Here is a 20,408-nt window from a genome sequence, read left to right on the forward strand (position 1 = left end):
CTTGATTTGATGAGTCGAATGCAGTCATGATCTGTCCTCCACTGGCATCTCCTCGACGATGCTGGCCTTTTTGTCCCGCTTGAAGTAGTGATACCCCGAAAGGACCGCGAACGCCACGACCACGACGACGCCCGCACCAGCCGTGGTCAGTTGCTCCAGGACCGGAACGCCGAGAGCGACAGCACCGTAGAACACCGCCGAGGCTATCGCAAGGCCGACGTAGTATCGATGCCACGGTCGTTCCGACTCCTCGTCGGGCATGTACCGATCGATCTCGCTCGCCCGCTCCGACAGCTCGATGAGCCCGGAGTCGGAGTCGTAATCGATGAGTCCGGTTGCTTCCAGCTTCGGGACGTGCGTCTGGTAGACCGACACGTAGACGCGCTTGGACTGTTTGTCCGTGAGCTCGTCCACGGTCGTTTCGTTCTCCCAGGCCGCGATCTCGTTCGCGAGTTCCATGAGGTCCACGGGGCCGTCGTGCTCGTTGAGGTACGAGAGCATGAATCGGCGCCGTGAGTTGCTGAGGATTTCGAAGACTGTGTCCTGCGTCAACTCACCTCCCTCGGTTTCTGACATCGATCTTGGATTCACCGCGACAGTCTCTGGTTGCTGATATAGCCTACCACGAGCGTGGTGTCCTTTGTTACGCTCCAGTTAGCGCGAGTAATGCTGACGTACCTCCCCGATAGAGGCCCTGAAGGCCCCGAGTCGGCGCCTTCGCGGCCGAAACGACCGGAATCGAGACCGGCGACGGCTGTACTTGACCGGCGACGCCGTACTGGATCGGGTCGGTGGACCCGGGCGTCCCCAGCTCTGCGCGTCGCCCTGGCTCGACGTCGCGCCCGAGCGCTCGACGACGACGGTCGGTCGTCACGGCGTCGTCGCGACGGCCTGGTCGTCGTACACGAAGGGGTTGTGCCTTCGTCCGGATGCACGGACCGAATCCCGTGCGAGCGGACTCGTGCGGCAAGCACGTCGGTTCGTGGTGTGGCTGGATGGTGCATCGATCTGGCTCTCGTTCACGCAGCTTCTATCGTGCGTTACGATACCGAAACGTCTCCGAGTGTACGGATAGTTATGAGTCAGTTTGCGTGACACAGATACGGATTATTCCAAGTAGATGACCGGTACCGGTGCCCTGAAGTAGTTCCTGAGGCGACGAAACCGTTGGACAGGAGGACGGTTCGGGTCAGCCTAGCGGTCCCGTCGCATTCCATAAAGGTGGGTGTCGAGTGCGGCTCCACGGTCGGGAGTCTGGGTACCTCCGGGAACGAGACGTGTCCGATCGGTACGGGGAGATGTGTCCGATCCGAAACGAGGTCAGTTCGCGCGTGCGCGCGAGGCCATCAGGGCGAACGTCGCGAACCCCATCGCGAGGACCGCGCCGCCGGCCAGGCTCCCGCTCGGAGTCATCAGCGCTGCGAGGAGGTAGGCGACCACGCCCGATGCGGCCAGGACGAGGTAGTGGACGGGGACGCTCGTGGGTTCGTCGCCGCCTGGGACGTCGAGGTACGGTTCGAGCTGGTCGATGTTCGGACCGCTCTCGATGGTGCCCCTGCTCTTTTCGAACTCGATGACGTTCGCGTCCGCCATCTTCGGGAGGTGGCACTGTTAGAGGGCGACGTAGACGCGCTTGCGTTCTTGCGAGTCGAGCGCCTTGATCGGTTTGTCGTTCTCGATGGCCGCGATGTGTTCGGCGAGATGGCCGAGTTGCACCGGTTCGTCGTCGGTGATCAGGAGGTAGGAGAGGACGTGCTGGCGGCGTTCGTTCCTGAGTATCCCGAACACGTCCTCGAGGGAGAGTGGTGCGTTCTCGTGCTGACTGGCGACTGGATTCTCGATGCGACTCGGGTCCGGTCCGGCCGGTCCATCCGTCGACGTCGATAGTTCACGTCGGTCTGAATCCACTCTCGTATCAGGTGTCTCTGTCATGCTCCCCCAGGGTCCGTCTCGGTCAGCAGCGCGTTTCCCCTCCGACAGTCTGTCGTGGCGGCCGAGAAACGCTGGCGGTTATTGGCAGTGGTAGCTTCACAAGTATAAGCGTTGGGACGGATAGGAGAAGAATTGTGAAGCGAATACGGTTATTACCATTGGTAAACGATGCGTGGCGTCGTCGTGGTTTCAGAAGACCGGGGTTGAAGGAGTCAGACCCCGAACTCGTTCGAACCGGACGTCACGACGATCCGACCGATGGAGGAGAGGAACACCTGGTACTCCTCGAACTCGAAGGAGACCGAGAGCTCGGTCTCCGAATCGTGCGAGTCGAACAGTTGCTCGATGGCGTCGCAGTCGACCCACTCACCGATCGGCGGGAGTTCCGTCACCTCCCGGCCGCTCGCGGTCGCGAGCGCGGACGCGAGTTGCGTGGTGACGCTTCCCCCGTTCACCGGATCGAACTCGACGATGTGCTTACCCGAACGCTCGACGGCTCGGACGTCCTCGACCGCGCCCTCATTCATGAACCTGACTCACCTTGCTACTGCTCCGCCCCGAAGGCCCCCGTCGGCGGTCCGCATCGCTTGCCTCTGACTGCACCAACAGTATTCCCATAGTTCTTCGAACGGAGTGGCTGATAGATAATAAAGTAATCGGAGCCAGTTTTGCGGAACAGAAAGCGAGTTTCGGATTGTTTTCGAAGACTACGCCGGCGTATCGGCAATCAGGTAGCGACAGGAATACGACTGGTAAGTACGTCCGAGTCCAGGGGACAGTAGACGTCGGTCGACCGGATCAGAGTCACGACGGTCGTCGGTCGAAGGGGGTCCGGGGTGGGAGCCCGGAACCGAGTTCGAAACGCCGTCCGTTCGTGGGGTGGTAGACGGGGGGGTGAACGACTGACTGGCGGTCGGGTGGCGGGTAGACGCTGGGTGGGAATTGCCATGGAGCGACGTTTCGTCGCCACCCGGGCGTTACTATTGCGGAAACCCGCTTTGTTATGAGGCGATTTCACGACGGCCGCTCCGATCGGGGGCGTCACGCTGGCCCGATCGCGCGCTCGACGAGCGCGTGGACGCCGTCTTCTACCGTCGTCCGGGCTTCGAACTCGAGGTCGCGTCGTGCCTTGGTCGTGTCCGCCTGGCTCTCGGGTACGTCCGCTGGGCGTGGGTCGTCGTGGACGACGTCGACGGTTACTGGTGCGGCGTCGCGGACGACGGTCGCGAGCTCGTGGATGCTCGTCACGTCCCCGGTTCCGACGTTGAACGACTCGCCGGTGGCGTCGGTGCGCGCGGCGGCGACCATCGCGCGGACGACGTCGTCGACGTGAACGAAATCCCGGGTCTGCGTCCCGTCGCCGTGGACGACGAGGGGTTCGCCGCGCTGGACTTGCTCGAGGAACGATGGAACGACGCCGCCCGTCTGTCCGGGACCGTAGACGTTGAACAGTCTGAGTGCGACGGTGTCGAGGTCCTTCCAGTCCGCGTAGCCGCGAACGAGGTGGTCGCCAGCGAGTTTGGAGACGCCGTATGGTTCCCGCGGGTCTTTCGCGTCCGTCTCGCCGATGGGGACGGACGAGGGGTCGCCGTACACGGCCGCGCTGGACGCGAAGACGACGCGCGCGCCGGCGTCCGTTGCGAGGTCGAGGAGGTCGGCGGTCGCACTGACGTTGACGTCGAGCGCGCGCGGTGGGTCAGCCATGGCGCCCGGGACGCTCGAGATCGCGGCGAGGTGGAAGACGTAGTCGGTTCCGGCGACGGCGTCGGCGAGGGTTTCGTGGTCGGTAATGTCGCCTACCGTGAGGGTGGCGTCGCCGTGGACGGCGGTCTGGCGTCCTGTCGAACAGTCGTCGAGTACGTGGACGTCGGCCACGGGCGCGAGCGCGTCGACCAGGTGACTGCCAATGAAGCCAGCACCGCCGGTGACGAGTACTTGGCTGTCCAGGAGCGGTCCGGGGTCGGCGCCGCGTGCCAGCGTGGGGTCCATCGGTCGAAGGAACGGGTAGTCGAGGGTTTGTTATGGTGCGACTTCCCGACCCGACACTGGTCTGTGGCGCGCGCCGACGGTTCCGGACGGCTCGGTCGGTGTCGAGTCGACGATCGTGGATTCGCGGGACTGGAGTACGCTCGATCCAGAGAGACGTGGGTAAGACCGTCGTAATAGTCCGTGTTATCGGCGAGTTGTTACAGGACGTAGACACTCACGAGAGGGATTTTACACGGTACCGAGTACCAAACCCCGAGAACGATACGGCGACAACTAGTACCAAACCCGTCCCTATCGATGACTGACCTATATCATCTGGTCACTAACTCGGCAATACCATTAATGCCGGTAGGAAGGTGTTTCTCAGTATGGCAGGTAACTGGGTGGATGCGGATCGAGCGCTCAACGTGATTTCCAACGGGACCGAGACCGTATATGGACCTTACTCACGTGGGAACGAGGGTGGTCGCACGTGAGCGAGGCAACGGGTGAGGTGTGGGACGCCGTTGCCTCCAATCCGAAGCCGAACGAGGACCTCGGGTACGACCTCCAGCCGCTCAACGTCATCACCGTGGGTGAAGCGAACGAGCAATGCATGGTGTTACCAAGCAACTCGAATCACCTGGAGAACGACGAGTTCATGGTCGCCGACCCGTCGTCGATCTGTGACTTACACGAGCACAGGTAAGGGGAGAACGGCCACGGTAGAGTATCATTATCAGAGTCGGAATCGGGTGACTTCGATCGATTCTAGCCGGAACGACAACGAGAAGACCGTTCAGGACAGTTCACGGTTTTTTCCGACAATAAGATACCGTTTCCTGCGGTTAAGAGGAGTCTAACAAAGATGGTTGCTAAGATACCTGATTACCGTCGCGGACCCGCCGTCCGACCGTCCGTCGACTATACAGGAGAATAGGCGACGTAAATGATGTCGTCGTGTCGTATCCCGTCGCTACAACCACGCCGAATCCGACGATGCAAACCAGGGGACGCCACCGTCGACGGAAAGGAGGACTTACGACCCACGATGACCTCGCGTCCGTGGGCGTTGGCACTCCGTACCGGACTTCGACGGCGTCCGCAATGGGGGGGAGCATCGTGCACCCAGCGAACGAGCACACAATGATCAGTACCTCACAAAGCATCCTCGGCTAGCTGTTTCTGCGGCCTGAGTTCTGTGTCGAAGCGGTTGTACTGACGGTCTCGACGAGAGAATTACGGACGGATCGACGGAGAGCTGTCGCTGTCGGCGGCGGTCAGCCGCCGACGCGACAGCGTCGCCACTCACTCCGCTGGCTTGCTCGGTCGGTGGTTAGCGGTGGAATCGGTCGTCAGGTGGCCGATTCGCGGGGACGGCCCGACGCACCGCGAGGGCCGTCCACGCAGCTCGTCGAATCATATTGACGAACTCCTTGTACGGCCACCACCAGAGGCGACGCCCGCCTCGGCGGGGCGTCGCCACATACTCGTAGTGAAGGTACCGCCAGACGTTCTGTAAGAGGAGACTCACCACCACGTACAGCAGCCGTACCGTTGGATCTCGTGTTGTCGTTGTCGCTATCGCTTGCTCAAACAAGCGATAGCTTGACTCGATACCGAAGCGTTTCGAGTAGTGGTATCGAGCGTCCCGTGGTGAGTCGATGAACGGCGCGTCAGCGGCGTAGCCGTGACGCGCCACACCGTTCTCGTCATACTTCCCATTTAGGTACGTACAGTCGATGTAGACGGGAAAATCGACGGTCCAGCTGTGACCGTCGAGTTTCCCCGTCAGATCATGCTGAATGACGCGACTCCATCCTTCCGAGAGCTCTTGCTGAATCGCCTCACCCCACCGGATGATCGGGATCACGTACGCGTAATTGTGCGCCTGAAGCAGCGTGAGACACTTACTGTCGTAGAATCCGCGATCAAGGTAGACGGCCTTGACCCCGGCGTCAAGGCCGTCGAGGACACCGAAGAACTCAGCGAGGACACTACTTGCGGTATCGCCGTCTTTGAGACGGCGTACCGCCAGCGTGTAGCGTTTGTTCTTCACACGCGCGTAGAGTGTGGCATAGGCGTGGAACGCAGTGGTTCCACGCTTCGCTACCGAGTGATAGAGGCCGTCTGTGTCGTCTTCGTCACCGTAGTAGGGCCGCAGGTGGAGGTCTGCGCAGACCTCCACCTGTTCGGGGAGCAATTCATCGAGATACTTTCGCAGGAGCGTGTTAGCGACTCGTTCGAGCCGTTCCGGCTCGAACTTCGTCCGAAGATGGTAGAGGACCGTGTTCCCAGCGGGTGAGTTCTGGCTCGACGCACAGAGCGTAGAGACAGAGGTCCTCGTCGGCGCTTGCGCCGACGGGACCTCTGTCGCGTCGGCGGCGGTCAGCCGCCGACGCGACAGCTCTCCGTCGATCCGTCCGTAATTCTCTCGTCGAGACCGTCAGTACAACCGCTTCGACACAGAACTCAGGCCGCAGAAACAGCTAGCCGAGGATGCTTTGTGAGGTACTGAGACTTGCTCACGGGTATTGTGTATCTTAACTCCATCTCCCATTTCTGGCACTGATCGGATTGGCTATGTTGACTAAGAGCTAACTGCAGCGGGGCCACACGCAGTCACTGGAAGCGGAGCCAGTGGCTGATTTGATGCTAGCACCGAAACGATTTATTTTCCTATTAGACGTCTGGCTATGTTCGAGACATGATGCCTCCGGCAAAACACCCAACAACCACTGGATCCAGTGGCCCCATCCAATCCAGTGACTCCATATTGACCGACAATTCGGAGTAAGCGCGCAACCACTAAACACGGAACGGCCTCGGCTCTATTTGCAATGGGTAACATTTCGGAGAAAGCAGCTAATTGGGAAGATGAAATTGACTATCGCTGCCCAAAGTGCGGATCCAAGAATTTCTGGCACGAATGGTTAAAATTTGAAACTGTGAGGTTTCCGAACAAGAGCCATAAGAATGTGAGCTACGTCCCCAGGGATTCAAGACCGCCTGCAGCGACCCACGTGGGATGCAACCGCTGTGATGCACAGATCGTCAAAGATGGCGAATTCGTTGCTGGTAAGTCACGCCCAGTCGAGGAAGTCCGTGAAGAGCACCGCTGTCTCGACGAACACTGAATCTCATCGATTATTTCTCTGCGTCGGCAGGTATCGTCGCTGCTACGGTTTATAAGGGAGTGTGCAGTTTGATTAGTTGTGATTATCAACATCATTGACCGAATTAAAGTAGAACTCTCACAAGAAACCACTCAGCGGCTTCAGAAGTGTCACAACGATCAGGATTCGGTTGATGATCTGATCACTGATCTCCTTGACGACACTCGCAATTCCGTCACGCTAACGGAATTCACCGACCTGCTCGTTGATGCAGTAGATCCCGATCAGATCGCCCTCTATGAAGACTTTTCCAGTCTTCTGTTCGTCGTGAACACCACGTCAACGGAAGAAAAATTGGAGGCTGCTGTAGAAGAAATTGATGCGGTAGAGATTGATGATGCCCAGTTCAGCTTCGATGTGATAGTCGATCCTGACGGTCCGCAGGATCTTGGGCGAATTTCCCTCTACACCACAGTTGAACTGACGGAAGTGAGTGGGAAAGGTATTGAAGATAGTGTCAAGCAACCTGTTTCACGTGAGGAGGGTGTCAAGAAGGTTGAAGAATGGGTTCGGAGTAGCGCAGAGCTGAAGTCGCTGTGAATTGCCTGAGTCATTGAAACGGTAGTAGCCAGTCGTTTTCTGGTAGCAGTCTCGCAAAACCTCATTCGGCCTTTCTGCTGTTCTCACAGATATCGAGACACGAGAGTAACTCTCGGAGTGCAGACTCTGGCTCAATTTCTCCCAAGTCAACCATTAGCGGGGTGCCCTCTATCGGCACAGTGTACATCGCTTCCATCGTTTGCTCTTGGAACCCGAAATCTTGGAGATCGAGCACGCACTCGACTCGGTAGTCCGGATCGATCTCTAAGACCGCGAGACGTTTTCCGTGGGGTCCTTTGTCTCGTTCGGCGATGTACAGGCTTGCAGCGTATCCTGCAGTGACTGCGTCCTTGATCTGTACGAGTGGTGGGATTTGGGCTTCAATTTGTGATGTCATCATATATTGATCCACGATCTTGTAACTTAAATCCTCGATAGAAAATAACTAACATGGGACCATGGCTCTATTCAGTTTCAACAGCGCAGTAATCGGGTTTCTTCCCCAGGTTTAAGATCAGCAGTTGACCTCAATAACACGGGGTGGTAGATCCCTGGTTGGGGTTCTGTAGCCCCGGATAAGTGGCACGAGCATCTTTCAAGACCGCTCATATCCATCTGAGAAGATTCTATACGAATCCTGTTGAAATTCAGTTTCGTCAGCATTTGCAGCCAGTGACGGGGGGGATTACACACGGCAAGTCTAATCTATCTATAATTGACTTGCCTGATCTAACCCGGCAACTTTCACCCACACTGTCCACGCTAGCCGTCTTCGCGTTCCAAAATCACGGTATCGACTGATGGGTAGAATAATCGCCGCTTGAGTCGATCATACCGACTCCGATCGACGATTTCCTCATACGTCTCGCTTCGGCGTCGAAACTCATCCTCGCCGAGTTGGTTGAGTGCATATCGTTCCGCACGGAGTTCCTCTTTGAATTTCACCCGACAGAACAACCACGAAAAGACGGTTGACAAACACAGCGAGAGAACCAGCAGTCCAATCACTTGTGGTATGGGGTTCGTTGCCGCAAACAAGCCGAACACAACTACGAATCCAACACTCACCCCAGCAGCTAAGAAGGTCAACGTTGTCCCGAGAAGGAACCACACCAGATTTATTCGACTCCGAGCTGCGTGTCCCCGCTCATGGAGAAAGATGTACTCTACAACGTCTTGTGGGTATCGCTCAGTAAGATTCTCGTTTAATCTGATGGTGTTGAACACTGTGGCTTTCGCCGGAGCACGCATGATGTCGGCTGGTATCCAGTATACATGCTCCGAGACTCCTGCGGCTTCAATTTCCGACTGCCTACCGATGTATGCAGATGGGAGTACTGAAATCTGGAGTAGACGCAATATGTCTTTTCTCACTCTACTCGATAGAACGCTCGTGGTATATGAAAATTCTTTGTGAGATTGGAAGTGACTGTTCACTACAGGCGCTCTGTATTCAGCATAGCCCGCTAAACCATCAGTTACTGAGGATTCCAACAAAGCCTGATCTTCTTTTTTGCGATTGCGTCTGCCACCAATTCGCGTCTGTACCTCAGTAGCGACTTCTCCCGTTCGATGGCGTCTGGGATCTCGTCGGTGATGTCGCGGCGTAGCTGCTCAAGTTCCTCGTGGGTGTGTTCTTCGGCGAGCCTTCGGACTTCTTCGCGGCGGCTCCACTCCTCGTCGGTTATGACGTGTGTATGCGTGTGCGCCGAATAACACCCTGCGTCAGTGACTCGGAACAGGCGACGTCAACGTAGCGCGTGTCTTGTGTCTCTCAGGAGGGCGCTTCCTACGGTTTCGCATAACAGCGATACGGCAATTTCAGCCCAGCATCTTTAGGAGATTCAATTCCCGTCCTCATTATCCCCATCCACTATCCGAATTCATCATCCGCATCGCCCATCTCCACACCTTATCCGGGTTCATCATTCGACTTCATTATCTCCCAATTCCACCTATTCTTCCTTCTTCACCGAGTCCACCTGTTTCGCCTACTCCATTTATACGACTATTTTGACAATCACACCGATTCCAGTGACTCTCCACCATGAGCAGCTCGCAGGGCACAAATCATTGGACACCACCCGGTCATACGTCAGTGACGACCGGGACGCCACCCTCAAACACGCCGACCAATTCAACTAACCCTCCCAGAGTCACTGGCCAGTGACTCACGAATCAACACCGCACCTGAAAACAGAACGCTGTCGACGCTCCCAGAGTCACTGACCGCCTCGGTCTACTCCGCAGACACCGACTCCGATTCCGACTCGTCCGGAAGACGCGACTCCCAATCAGTTTCATCCGACCAGTAACGCTGATCCAGACTCTCATCAAACTCGGTGTACTCACGCATATCCACGCGCAGCACACCGGGAACCGGATCACGTTGTGATTTCTTCGTCTCCTCAACGATAACCCACTCCCCATCTTCGTCATTCACTGCCGACTCATACTCATACACCGCCCTCGCAACCCTCTCACGAATCGACTCAGCATCATCAACTAAATCACTGTGAGAACACATCCAGTTCACATTACCAGCACTATACTTCGAATACCGACTAATTGCCTGCTCTAACGCTGCCTTATAGATGGTGCCCCCATCCTGGTAATAATCAGGCACCACATCCAGAGACATCTCAGACACCGCAGCGTAGGCTTCATCGCGGTCCTCAATCTCATCCAGATCCAGTCGCTCAACAATCTCAACTATCGACATAGAGTACTTAGCCCTCTTTACGGCTGTACTCACACCGCTTGCCGTTGGCAGATCTTTCCGTCGAGAGTGGAACTCGCTAACGGGTAGCGAAATATCGCTCGCTTCCTCCTTCACCGCATCTGGAAGATCAGAGACGAATTCCTTATAATCATCAACAATCGCGTTGACGCTGTCCCGATACATCGGAGAGTCATCCATCTCAGCGACCTCCAAAACGCGCATCGTTCGCTGTGCCCACGTTTCCTCCTTCTCTTCAGCGATCGGCACCTCGCGCTCGACAGCTACCTCTAATGCTTCACTGTGCCGTTCTTCAGCCGTGGATACCGCATCATCAATCCCGGCCATGACCTCGCGGACATCCGTGTCATACGTCGTGTTCTCCTCTACGAGACGCCGTGCGGTTTCTCCAAGCTCCTCAATCTGATCGAGAACATCCTCGTTCTCCGCCACAGACTTTTGCCCATTGAACGCGGTGTTCATCTCCCGCATCTCCGCAGTCACTGCCTCACCCGCAGTCACTGCCGCGTCCGACACCGCCGCATCAATCTCAGACATGACATCGCCAACATCTACGTCAGCCATGTCATCTACATACGAATCAACCATCTTCTTCGCTTTCTCCCCACCATCCACAATCTCGGACAGGGACTCCTCAACACCCTCTACATCATCTGCGTCGCCGACAACCGATGTCATCACCCGTAACTCATCAGCCGCTGCCTCGCCCGCAACTACCCCGGCCTCAGACACAACTACATCGATCTCAGACAGGATGTCGCTGACATCCGTGTCTTCCAGCGTGTTCTCAGCCAGATCATCCCGAACATCATCCGCCGTGTCCGAGATCCGATTCATAACCTTACGGATCTCGTGCAACCCATCCACATCATCAAACTCGCTGAACATCCGCCGCAGCTCATCCACGCGAAGCCTCGCAGACTCCACCGTCGACTCCGACACCTCCTGCTCCCGTTTCTGCTTCAGATTAGCAAGATACGGAGAGAAATCCCCATCCATCTCTGAGAATCTGTCACCGATATAATCTATACTGCCATTCTCATCCAGATAATATGCATAACCGACAGCATCCGTATAAGCAGAATCAATCGTAGAGAGCGAACTCGCGGACTCAATCGTGTCTATTTTTGAGTTAATCCTCGTGCCGACCGCCGTAAAAGCGTCCATTGCCGTGTCTCTGTCCCCGATGTACTTCGAATCGTCAAACGGATGCTGTACCACAGCCTCCTCAATTTCGGTGGAGAATCCATTAGATTCCATGTAGTTGCGCGTCCAACCGAGATCATCAGCCACCACATCCACCAGCTGACTACCCTTTACTGCACCCATCTCCCGATACGCCAGTACACCCCTCGTGAGCGCAACCGCGTGTGTCATCCCTTGTGGGCGATGATCCGAGTCAACGTGATCCGGGTTTAGTTTCGGCACGAAACGGGCGCTGTGGTCGGCCCACTCCGCCCACTGCTTCAGCGCCTCGCGGGACAGTACATCATCGCGGCCATCAGGCGTCATTGCGTCCGGTAGTTCGTCTGCATCCGCATCGTAATTCGATGAAATCATAGCCATCTCATCAGTCACGCCCTCCGTGACTGCACTGAACTCCGATTCGTCGCTGGACGTGGAGCCGCCGTGATTATGAGACCGGGTACTGCCGGAATTTTGGATCGCAACCAGCAGGTCGTGGTTAGTCACACCGGATTCTCCCGACTCATCTGGGCCAGATACGTCGACCTCGGTGATCAGCTTGCCGTGAGCCACAGACGCCTCCATACAGTTACGGAGCGCCCCAGAGCGCGACGAGTCGATGATCGAATCAAAGTTGTTGACCAGTTCTTCATCAGCTTCAAACCTGACTTGTTTATCCGTCATATTCGTGTTTATTTCATATCCACTTATATACCTTTCATAGAATGATACCAAAATTGTACCAAACTCAGAAAGATCAAACAAAAACCAAGAGCGAACTGATCAACCATCCCACACAACTGAATCCCCACCACCACCCAGTGACTCGCCCCAGACACACAGCATTGTACAACACCAATACACCGTCTGAATGAAGGTTCACGCCCCCTATCTCGATTGAGTCGCTCCTGAAACCCGGAATTGTACAACCCCACCTTCGTTTGTTGACGGCTGTGAGAGTAGGCGAGGCTGACGCCCCCACCCCACCACACTCTCACTGACCTCTCCCGAAACATAACCTCACACGCACCCACCCAGTTCTCGCGCGCACCCCTACACCCCCAAACCCGTCGTCAATCCTACAGGCGGAATCGTGAGATCACGACGGGAAGTCGCTCCCCGACTCCAGTGACTCGCCCCAGACACACAGCATTGTACAACCTCAATACGCAGATTGAGAGGACGCTCACGCCCTCTACCCCGATCTGGTCGCTCCCGAAACCCAGAATTGTACAACCCCACCTTTGTTTGTTGAGTCGTGTGAGAGTAGGCGGGAGTGACGCTCCCCCACAACTATACTCCCTTTGTAATAAGAATAAATAATACTTATTACAAAAAGGTTTATATATCCATGTGCCTTAATATTCCGTAAGCCGCCTTTTCTGCAAAGTAGGTGGACGGCACGGCCCGTCCACCGACGCCGACCGCGCCACCACCGCCCAGCCTCACAGCCGTCAACAAACAAAGGTGGGGTTGTACAAATCGCCACCGTCAAAAAGTGAAACACGAGAAAGAGGGCGTGTAGACCGACATAACAAGCAGAACGGAGTTGTACAAACCGAGGTACAACCGCGTTACCGTCACCGAGTTGAGAACCGACATTTCCCACCGACAGATGCCACCCGTCAGAACCGAAAACCAAGAGATTGAGGGCGTGCAACCCGTGAAAACACGGGAATCGAGGAGTTATCCGGGGTGTGTTCCGCGAGTCACTGAACTTCAGTGACGCGATCGTCTCTCGGAGCGCGCGCGAGAGCAGTGACTCGTTCACTGATGCGACACTCACACAGTCACTGACGTGTGGGGTATGTGGATTTTGGTGGCGTGACTGGGTCTGTATTCCGTGTTTCCGTTAGCGTCTCTCGGATTTGGATGGAAGTCTTATACCACGTGATCCGGTAACAGTAGACATGATAAGTGAGTCTGGATTTTACCAGTTACCGAGTGATTGTATCGTGTATCCCGGGTCGATCGACCCGCGTGAGGGAGTGTACAAGCAGTGGTTCTGTGTGATGCGAGAGAATGGGGACTTCGAGATTCGAACGGGGAAAAGCACGCCCCGGCTCAAGCCTCATCCTCTGGATGATCATATCCGCCCGGGCGACATCTCTGCTCACGTCCGTCAAGAGGTGATTTATGATTCGGATCCCGTGGACTTCGCAGCAGTGGCTGATGACTGCCACCTCTCGGAGGACTCGTGTGTGCCACGTGTCTGGGGTGGGCTGCCCGTCGAGATAGCGGAGATGCATTTCGAGACTCCGCACGCGGCTGCGTCGGTGTCCACGCGATTGACTGGGTCGATGCGGGAGGATCTGGGTCGGGGTCGTGCGGCACCGCATTTTGATGATATGGAGATCATGCAGTCGTATCTCCCTGAATAGGTCTTGGTGGAGCTGTCTTTCTGTTCACGAGGTGTTGCTGGTGAGTCTGATTAGGATGCTGTGAGTGGTGTCTGCGGTGCGGTGTGGGGCGACGTGAGTCACTGGCCGTCCTCACGTGTGCGTGCCCGTGTTCAATAACATGGACAGTGACTCTCAGTCAAAAGCAAGATCCAGATCCCGGGTGAGACGTTTGAATCCGGGAGAATCGGAGGCCTCAGATCACGTGGCCAGTTGTTCACTGAGCGGCCAGCAACCCCGATTTCTCTTGGGACTCCACCTATTACGATCAATGACCTTTCTTTCTGCGCGGTGCGCTTGTTCATGTATTTGATTAATATAAAATCTGCCGGATTATTGTATGGATGCGTTCAAAACCCGGTTATAATAGACGTAATAGGTAGAACAGGTGGAGTAGGCGTAATAGGTAGAACGGGTAGAATAGATGTTGGGCGGCGCACACGGGTGCAGTGACTTTTCCTCCCACCCGTCGTCGACGTTCCAGGGTCACTGAACCAGCTGCACCACCGTGGAGAACACGATTGATTGCATGACCGTGCTTGGGGTGTCTAGGTGCCGCGCACACAACGGGGTTCGACGCCGTCCGTGCCAATGTCCACGGGACTCGGACGCTCCCCACGGTCGCTACGGCAATATAGCATTCAGCAATGACAGCTACAGCACCTGCTTTTCCGATTCCTGCTCGAAGTCACTGGCAGTGATTCATCTCCCTGATTTATCTCCATGAATCATCCGAATCGATTATCTCCATGAATCATCCGAATCGATTATCTCCATGAATCATCCGAATCGATTATCTCCATGAATCATCCGAATCGATTATCTCCATGAATCATCCGAATCGATTATCTCCATGAATCATCCGAATCGATTATCTCCATGAATCATCCGAATCGATTATCTCCATGAATCATCCGAATCGATTATCTCCATGAATCATCCGAATCGATTATCTCCATGAATCATCCGAATCGATTATCTCCGTGGATTATCCCGATGGATCGTCTGATGGTATCATGTCTCTAATTCATCTGAACCCATTATGTCTCTGAACTTCCTCATTCCAAATCACCTCCTCAGTTCCCTGCTCCAAATCCGTATTCTCTTCCTCATCCTTTACTCTCGCAATAAATCTTCTCTCATCGCCACCTTACTGTCATAACCCGCCTTAGTATGCGAGCGATTCTGACTCGTTACGATCGTTGACTCATGACCTGTAGGGTATGGGTTGCACGCCGTGATCTACGGCTGAATCGTAGCGCGTTACCGTTGCGCGTTGCTTTGGTGAGCGAGTATTCGCAGCTCGGTGTGAGTGACTCCCCCGCGCAACTGTTATAAATAATACGTCCGCGCCACAGCTGTAACATGGATTACAATGGCGTAACTCTGGACGGCGATTCCCTGCGAGCAATAGATGCACTGCATCGACAGGATGATCACCGACTCAACACTTCGGAACTCCGTACACTCCTCGGTATCGAGAGTAACGATCGTGCGCGTCGCCGAATCGTGAAACTCGGCGACGCCGGACTCGCCGACATCGACGTCGACGATCGAGCGGATACACCCATTCCACCGAAGCGCGCGACACTGACCGACGACGGCGTGCAGAAAGCGAAGGAATGGGATCTCGACCCTGATTCAACGAACATCCGTTCTCCAGAAGATCGGCTTCAGCGCGTGGAGCGCCGACTGACCGACATCAACGAACGTCTTGATGAAATCGAAGCAGCTGCCAACAAGAATACAGAACGAATTCCGGGACTGCTCGAAACTCGGCGCTTGGTCGCGACGCTGAACGATTACACCGTTAAGGAATTCGATGCAGATCTTGGAGCGTATTATCCGACAGAATCGCCTTCGGAGTAGTTCGTCGGCCTTCCATGAGTCACTGTTTTTGTCGTAGTCACTCCCCGGTTCAGAAGCGTGTGCTGTCTAAAAAAGACAGTCACTGATCGGTGCCAACTCGCAGCAGCTCAGACTCAGTTTTCCCGGGTAGTAGAGGTCCCACCACAGTCACTGGGACGTATCGTTCAAGTCACGGTTTAAGTAGCAATATGCCATATTTTGGGATGCGCAGGGCGACTCAGTCTGCGGGTTTTGAGGTTTGCTACCCCGACTGAGTTTAAAACCCGTTACCTGCCAATCCAGATTGCGATGAACAAATCAAAATCTAAGCATGTTGACGACGGAATCGTGTGGAATAGCGACATCACTATGAGCGACGTCTCTCCTGGTGATGAGATTAATCCCGATCTTGTATCCCGAGGTGCGTTTCCGTTGAGAGATTGCCAGCTGCACGCTGTCAGCGATCGAAATCGCCTTGATGACACTCACACTCAGATTCTGTGCGATCTCTCAACTGAAACCTACATCTACGCAAACTGTGTCGATCGGCAGAGTGCTTGGAGCAGGTCTGAAGCAAACTGGACTGTCCGTGATGTGGGATCGCAATTTGAATTGTCTGATGTTGACATCGAAGAGCATCGTGACTACGATCTTATCGATGATGACCAAGAGTTCGCAGTTGATGTCCTTCAGCGCGCAATTGATGAGAGCCTATGTGGAAGGGGAGTTCATTCCCTTAGCATTGAGAACGGTAGGGTCGAAATCAGGAATAACAGACACAACACAGTCATTACGGCAGAATTCAGTCTGACTAACTGATTCTGATTGCAGACTTTCGCGAACTCATTCCCAGTTAGTTTCTACTTGGATTTAAGACCAATAATCGATGTTGGTATCATGGGGCAGGTAGATCTCTGATTGAGTTTCTGTGTCCAGATTAGTGCCCCGAGCATCTTCCCACGAGCCAGATCCATCTAAGAAAACAGAGGATCACGAATCGCTCAGTACAGGGATTTGATAGACCACACGATCACTGATCAGATGGTAGAATACACGATAGGAACCGTATTACCCAGAGAGAGCGGAGAGAGCAGCAGAATGTATCGTGAGATTTCGTGGGCTGTTCCCGCTGACCCCTATATTCTAGAGGAGTTGTCTTCGTACGACGGGTGGCAGACCGCGAAAAATCTTTCAATCAATACGGGCTTCAGCCACCAGTGGACCGGTCAGCGTTGTAAAGTGTTTGTTGAACACGGATTGGCTAAGCGCCACGAAACTGAACCTGCGTATCGAATTACTGAACGCGGAAAGAAGGTAGTTGCTGGCGAAATTGCGTCGGACTCTCTTGATTAATTCATAGGGAGTTATAGAACGGTTAGCACACCTGTCTTCTAACTCACTGATTTGGTCAAGAGAGGTCTCACAAATCGCTCAGTATAGGCATCTGACATCAAGAGAATGTATTTATCAGTCCAAGAGTAACGCTGTAACATGCGTCGAAGAGCCCTCCTCTCGCTACTCGGGACCGTAGGTATTGGTAGCTTGGCAGGCTGTTTAGCTGATTTCTCGACGATGACCACGCCTGAAATTGTATCGAGCAGTATTGAGGCCCAAAATCGGAGCTGTAGTGATACCCCGAATGAATCAGCAACGATAGCAAGTAATTCAGATGACGGGACACGAATAGAGGTCGAGGGGAGCATCGCAGTCCCACGGATCGCTGATAGATTATACGTACAAACTCAGAATGGCGTCGGAGAAAGCGATCGAGACAACGCAGATATGACGGTTCACATCGATTTTGGCCCTTCCGATTCGCACGAGAACACAGATGTTCCTGAGTGCGAGGGGCAAATAGCGTACAACGCGGAAGTCGAGTTTACACACCCTCCGAAGGACGTAATTGTTCGACACACTGTTGAGGGGGGAGGGAAGTATAGGCTGAAAACGATGACCACTCAAACTATTACTCAATAAGCAGGCCTCATCGACCAGCCGCTTCAGGCGATATATGTCTGAAGAATAGAATTTCAGCAGAGCCCGTTATTTCTCAAGTACCTCCCTCGCCTCATGGACAGGGTCGGACACATCTTTTCGCCACTTACCATCTTCCTGAATCTTCTTGACACTCCGAGCCCCGTTGTCGGCCAGCGTCGCCAAAGCTGTGCGATCGACTCTAACTGTTGACTCTTCCGTTCGCTCTATCCCGGTCTGTTCACTCATACGGTCCAGCGCAAGTTCGAGGAGCGTGTCGGCCTCAGCTCGCATGCCGACAACCTCACGGTAGTACTCAGGCTCAAGCTTGACACACAGGCCATGACGACGACCGTACCATCCAGTCCCGACCATGACTCCATTGTACTTGTTGAAGACATCGGTCGGGATGCCGTCAACCCAAACTCGCTCAGAGCCGCCCATCATAGCGTCATCTCACCAGCGGTGGCTCCCGGTGCTGGGTTGAGTTCCTCGGTGAACACCCAGCGGTCCACGCCAAAATTTTGGACCACCTTCATCGTCTTTTGGTGGTGCGACTCTTCCTCTTCTTCAACGTCAACAACAATTTCGTCAAGAGCATCTTCAATTTCTTCACCAGTGGAGATGTCGCTCATAGTGATGTCGCTATTCCACACCGTTTTGTCGTCAGAATCGTTAGATTTGGACTGAGTCATCTACTTTGAGTGGCAGGCAACGGTGTTTAAATCGTTCCGAGGGTTGAGTCTCGAAACCACTAGACTGAGTCGCCACGTACATCCTAACATGTGGCACATTGCTACTTAAACCGTGACTTGAACGATACGTCCCACCAGTGACTACGGCAGGGAACTCGTCAGTCAGTGGCTATTCTGCAGTAGAAACAGCGGGGTGATCTGAGTCCATCCGTTTCAAATACATCTCCCGGTTCTTGCGCACGATTTTTCCTACTCCACTTTTTGAGATTACCTTGACTTTATCCGAGATGTCTCGGTACGACAGCCCCTCTTCCCGTAGGGTGAATACACGCTCAACGGTCGGCCACTCGTCCATGTCCTTGACCAGATACTCACCGTTAGCGTCGAATCTGAGTCCGAACGGTGGGGATCCGTGATGATACCCCTGCTCCCGTCGATGCTCTACCGCTGCCTTTGATTTCTGGATTTCCTTAGCTTTCGTTTCCGTTTCTACGATCCTCTGAATTCTGAACGTGAGTCGATCATCCGGGACATCAGAGACGAATTGGAATTCGCAGTCACCTTGGAGCGCGGCGTACTGAATCACGGAATAGAATTCATCTCGTGCGATTCTGGTATCGTCGTGTGCGATCAGGTAATCCCATTGCCCGGCGCGCAACCCTTCAATCATCTTCTGCACCTCAGGGTGAGAATCCAGACGCTCATCTCCTGGGTCTTTTCTAAACAGGCTAAAGCCCGAGTGATTATTCAGATCTACTGTGTCGATCAAGTCCGCGTCGAGATTCTCAGCCAGCGCCCGTGTTTTTTCCCGCTGCTGCTGGAGTGAGATACTGTCCTCGGTGCCTTGACTTTGCCTGATGACGCGCACCACGTCAGTCATCGTCCACCCGGGTAATTTTGAGAGATTTTCCTGAGTCGACCGACCACTCTACTTTTTCGCCTGCAAGTGACATTGCGTCACCAAGCGATTTGGGGATCCGGATTCTGTAGTACCCATCACTGTCCTGAACGACTGTTGTCTTCGTGGTTTCTGGCATGGTTTCCAATGGGAACAACTCTGTACCCATACTTGGATCTGTTGGGGGTGGCCCCGTGGTGGAGGCCCCGTGGACACATCACCGACTCGCGAACGGCAGATAGTCGGAGATCACGTCACGGTATCACGCAGCACCCAATTCCTAATCCGACCTCAGAACGTATGCGATCACATGACTGACACAGACGAGATCAAGGGCACCGCAACCTTCCAAGCAGTTCTCGACGCCGATCGAGACGACATCCAAGTATTCCGCCGAGAACACGGCGACGACAAGCTCGCGGAAGCTCTCGAAGTGACAATTGATTTTTTGAACGCGGAGATGACGAGGAGAATGGCCGAGACAGAACTCAGAGTAAGCAATTACGCGGGAATCACGATAACAAACGAGATCGAAGAGGTCGTCCGAGAAATGCACGGAGGGGATCCGTGGCTCGATCGGCAGCTCAGGGATGATGTCTTCGAGTGACGCACACTGAAAACATGGGGTGTACCCCCTCCCGGAAACAATACACAGAGCCTCTGAATCGCGGGTTTACACTCGCAAGATGGAGGTCCTTTTAAGACTCAGACCTCGGAAACCCCCGAGTCTGTTGGCAGCCACTACCAACACACGAATATCACTCCACAACGGCTCTGTTGAGATCCTCAGCTGCTGATAGCTTTTTCAGGCCGTGCTGAATAGAGCGCGCGCATCCATCAGTTGACTCTTTTTGTTTCTAACCGTCATATACAGATAGTTAGCCAATATGATGTTAGTATCAGTACCTCACAAAGCATCCTCGGCTAGCTGTTTCTGCGGCCTGAGTTCTGTGTCGAAGCGGTTGTACTGACGGTCTCGACGAGAGAATTACGGACGGATCGACGGAGAGCTGTCGCTGTCGGCGGCGGTCAGCCGCCGACGCGACAGCGTCG

The 20,408-nt window shown here is 54.7% G+C and carries 20 protein-coding genes and 1 pseudogene; 10 read left to right on the plus strand and 11 right to left on the minus strand.

Annotated elements, in window-relative coordinates; all coding sequences use genetic code 11:
* Positions 1-24: 24 nt before the first annotated feature.
* From HLAC_RS16885 to HLAC_RS16910, 5 genes are all read right to left on the minus strand, one after another.
* Positions 25-576: a DUF7344 domain-containing protein gene (locus HLAC_RS16885; RefSeq protein WP_012660200.1), complete on the minus strand. Its 552-nt coding sequence runs from the start codon at positions 574-576 to the stop codon at positions 25-27.
* A gap of 744 nt (positions 577-1,320) precedes the next feature.
* Positions 1,321-1,593, minus strand: a complete 273-nt coding sequence (locus HLAC_RS16895; RefSeq protein WP_012660201.1) for a hypothetical protein — start codon at positions 1,591-1,593, stop codon at positions 1,321-1,323.
* An 18-nt stretch (positions 1,594-1,611) separates the two neighbouring features.
* Positions 1,612-1,932 (minus strand): DUF7344 domain-containing protein, encoded by a 321-nt coding sequence (locus HLAC_RS16900; RefSeq protein WP_012660202.1) that lies wholly within the window; start codon positions 1,930-1,932, stop codon positions 1,612-1,614.
* Between the two features lie 212 nt (positions 1,933-2,144).
* Positions 2,145-2,459 (minus strand): HalOD1 output domain-containing protein, encoded by a 315-nt coding sequence (locus HLAC_RS16905; protein ID WP_012660203.1) that lies wholly within the window; start codon positions 2,457-2,459, stop codon positions 2,145-2,147.
* A 514-nt stretch (positions 2,460-2,973) separates the two neighbouring features.
* Positions 2,974-3,921 (minus strand): NAD-dependent epimerase/dehydratase family protein, encoded by a 948-nt coding sequence (locus HLAC_RS16910; RefSeq protein ID WP_012660204.1) that lies wholly within the window; start codon positions 3,919-3,921, stop codon positions 2,974-2,976.
* Between the two features lie 472 nt (positions 3,922-4,393).
* On the opposite strand from HLAC_RS16910, the gene HLAC_RS16915 reads away from it, so the two are divergent.
* Entirely contained in the window at positions 4,394-4,609 is a 216-nt protein-coding gene (locus HLAC_RS16915; RefSeq protein WP_012660205.1) for a hypothetical protein, read from the plus strand.
* A 627-nt stretch (positions 4,610-5,236) separates the two neighbouring features.
* On the opposite strand, the pseudogene HLAC_RS16920 reads toward HLAC_RS16915, so the two are convergent.
* A pseudogene (locus tag HLAC_RS16920) lies at positions 5,237-6,244 on the minus strand (ISH3-like element ISHla1 family transposase); the annotation flags it as partial.
* Here HLAC_RS16920 and HLAC_RS19040 point away from each other — a divergent pair.
* The 3 genes from HLAC_RS19040 (at position 6,189) to HLAC_RS16925 (ending at position 7,616) form a co-directional block, all read left to right on the plus strand.
* Complete coding sequence (locus HLAC_RS19040) at positions 6,189-6,329, plus strand: hypothetical protein (protein ID WP_154018596.1); 141 nt, start codon at positions 6,189-6,191, stop codon at positions 6,327-6,329. The pseudogene HLAC_RS16920 and the gene HLAC_RS19040 overlap by 56 nt on opposite strands.
* Before the next feature lie 411 nt (positions 6,330-6,740).
* Positions 6,741-7,037 carry a hypothetical protein gene (locus HLAC_RS19045; RefSeq protein WP_154018597.1) on the plus strand — a complete coding sequence of 99 codons (297 nt, stop codon included), beginning with the start codon at positions 6,741-6,743 and terminating at the stop codon, positions 7,035-7,037.
* Positions 7,038-7,115: 78 nt separating this feature from the next.
* Positions 7,116-7,616 (plus strand): hypothetical protein, encoded by a 501-nt coding sequence (locus HLAC_RS16925; RefSeq protein ID WP_009488104.1) that lies wholly within the window; start codon positions 7,116-7,118, stop codon positions 7,614-7,616.
* 61 nt (positions 7,617-7,677) lie between these two features.
* Here the strand turns inward: HLAC_RS16925 and HLAC_RS16930 are convergent, their stop codons facing one another.
* Both HLAC_RS16930 and HLAC_RS16940 read right to left on the minus strand, forming a co-directional pair.
* A complete protein-coding gene (locus tag HLAC_RS16930) occupies positions 7,678-8,013 on the minus strand; it encodes a hypothetical protein (RefSeq protein WP_232230967.1) in 336 nt (111 codons plus the stop codon).
* Between the two features lie 1,842 nt (positions 8,014-9,855).
* Entirely contained in the window at positions 9,856-12,225 is a 2,370-nt protein-coding gene (locus HLAC_RS16940) for a hypothetical protein (RefSeq protein WP_012660207.1), read from the minus strand.
* Between the two features lie 1,226 nt (positions 12,226-13,451).
* Between HLAC_RS16940 and HLAC_RS16945 the strand changes: the two genes are divergently transcribed.
* From HLAC_RS16945 to HLAC_RS18445, 5 genes are all read left to right on the plus strand, one after another.
* Positions 13,452-13,922, plus strand: a complete 471-nt coding sequence (locus tag HLAC_RS16945; protein ID WP_012660209.1) for a hypothetical protein — start codon at positions 13,452-13,454, stop codon at positions 13,920-13,922.
* A 1,383-nt stretch (positions 13,923-15,305) separates the two neighbouring features.
* The gene (locus tag HLAC_RS16950) at positions 15,306-15,809 is read left to right on the plus strand and encodes a hypothetical protein (protein WP_012660211.1); all 504 of its coding nucleotides are present in this window, start codon (positions 15,306-15,308) and stop codon (positions 15,807-15,809) included.
* A 288-nt stretch (positions 15,810-16,097) separates the two neighbouring features.
* Positions 16,098-16,607: a hypothetical protein gene (locus tag HLAC_RS19050; RefSeq protein WP_154018598.1), complete on the plus strand. Its 510-nt coding sequence runs from the start codon at positions 16,098-16,100 to the stop codon at positions 16,605-16,607.
* A 222-nt stretch (positions 16,608-16,829) separates the two neighbouring features.
* Entirely contained in the window at positions 16,830-17,141 is a 312-nt protein-coding gene (locus HLAC_RS18440; RefSeq protein ID WP_241211164.1) for a hypothetical protein, read from the plus strand.
* Between the two features lie 138 nt (positions 17,142-17,279).
* The gene (locus HLAC_RS18445) at positions 17,280-17,765 is read left to right on the plus strand and encodes a translocation/assembly module TamB domain-containing protein (protein ID WP_012660213.1); all 486 of its coding nucleotides are present in this window, start codon (positions 17,280-17,282) and stop codon (positions 17,763-17,765) included.
* A 66-nt stretch (positions 17,766-17,831) separates the two neighbouring features.
* On the opposite strand, the gene HLAC_RS16960 is transcribed toward HLAC_RS18445, so the two are convergent.
* From HLAC_RS16960 to HLAC_RS16970, 3 genes are all read right to left on the minus strand, one after another.
* Positions 17,832-18,209: a hypothetical protein gene (locus tag HLAC_RS16960; RefSeq protein WP_012660214.1), complete on the minus strand. Its 378-nt coding sequence runs from the start codon at positions 18,207-18,209 to the stop codon at positions 17,832-17,834.
* Complete coding sequence (locus HLAC_RS16965) at positions 18,206-18,457, minus strand: hypothetical protein (RefSeq protein ID WP_012660215.1); 252 nt, start codon at positions 18,455-18,457, stop codon at positions 18,206-18,208. Before HLAC_RS16965 ends, HLAC_RS16960 begins: the two co-directional genes overlap by 4 nt.
* 169 nt (positions 18,458-18,626) lie before the next feature.
* Positions 18,627-19,337 carry a recombinase family protein gene (locus tag HLAC_RS16970; RefSeq protein ID WP_012660216.1) on the minus strand — a complete coding sequence of 237 codons (711 nt, stop codon included), beginning with the start codon at positions 19,335-19,337 and terminating at the stop codon, positions 18,627-18,629.
* A 328-nt stretch (positions 19,338-19,665) separates the two neighbouring features.
* Here HLAC_RS16970 and HLAC_RS16975 point away from each other — a divergent pair, with 328 nt between their 5' ends.
* Positions 19,666-19,962, plus strand: coding sequence for a DUF7437 domain-containing protein (locus HLAC_RS16975; protein ID WP_012660218.1), 297 nt, complete (start codon positions 19,666-19,668; stop codon positions 19,960-19,962).
* Positions 19,963-20,408 lie beyond the last annotated feature (446 nt).

Source organism: Halorubrum lacusprofundi ATCC 49239 (assembly GCF_000022205.1).
GTDB classification, from domain to species: domain Archaea; phylum Halobacteriota; class Halobacteria; order Halobacteriales; family Haloferacaceae; genus Halorubrum; species Halorubrum lacusprofundi.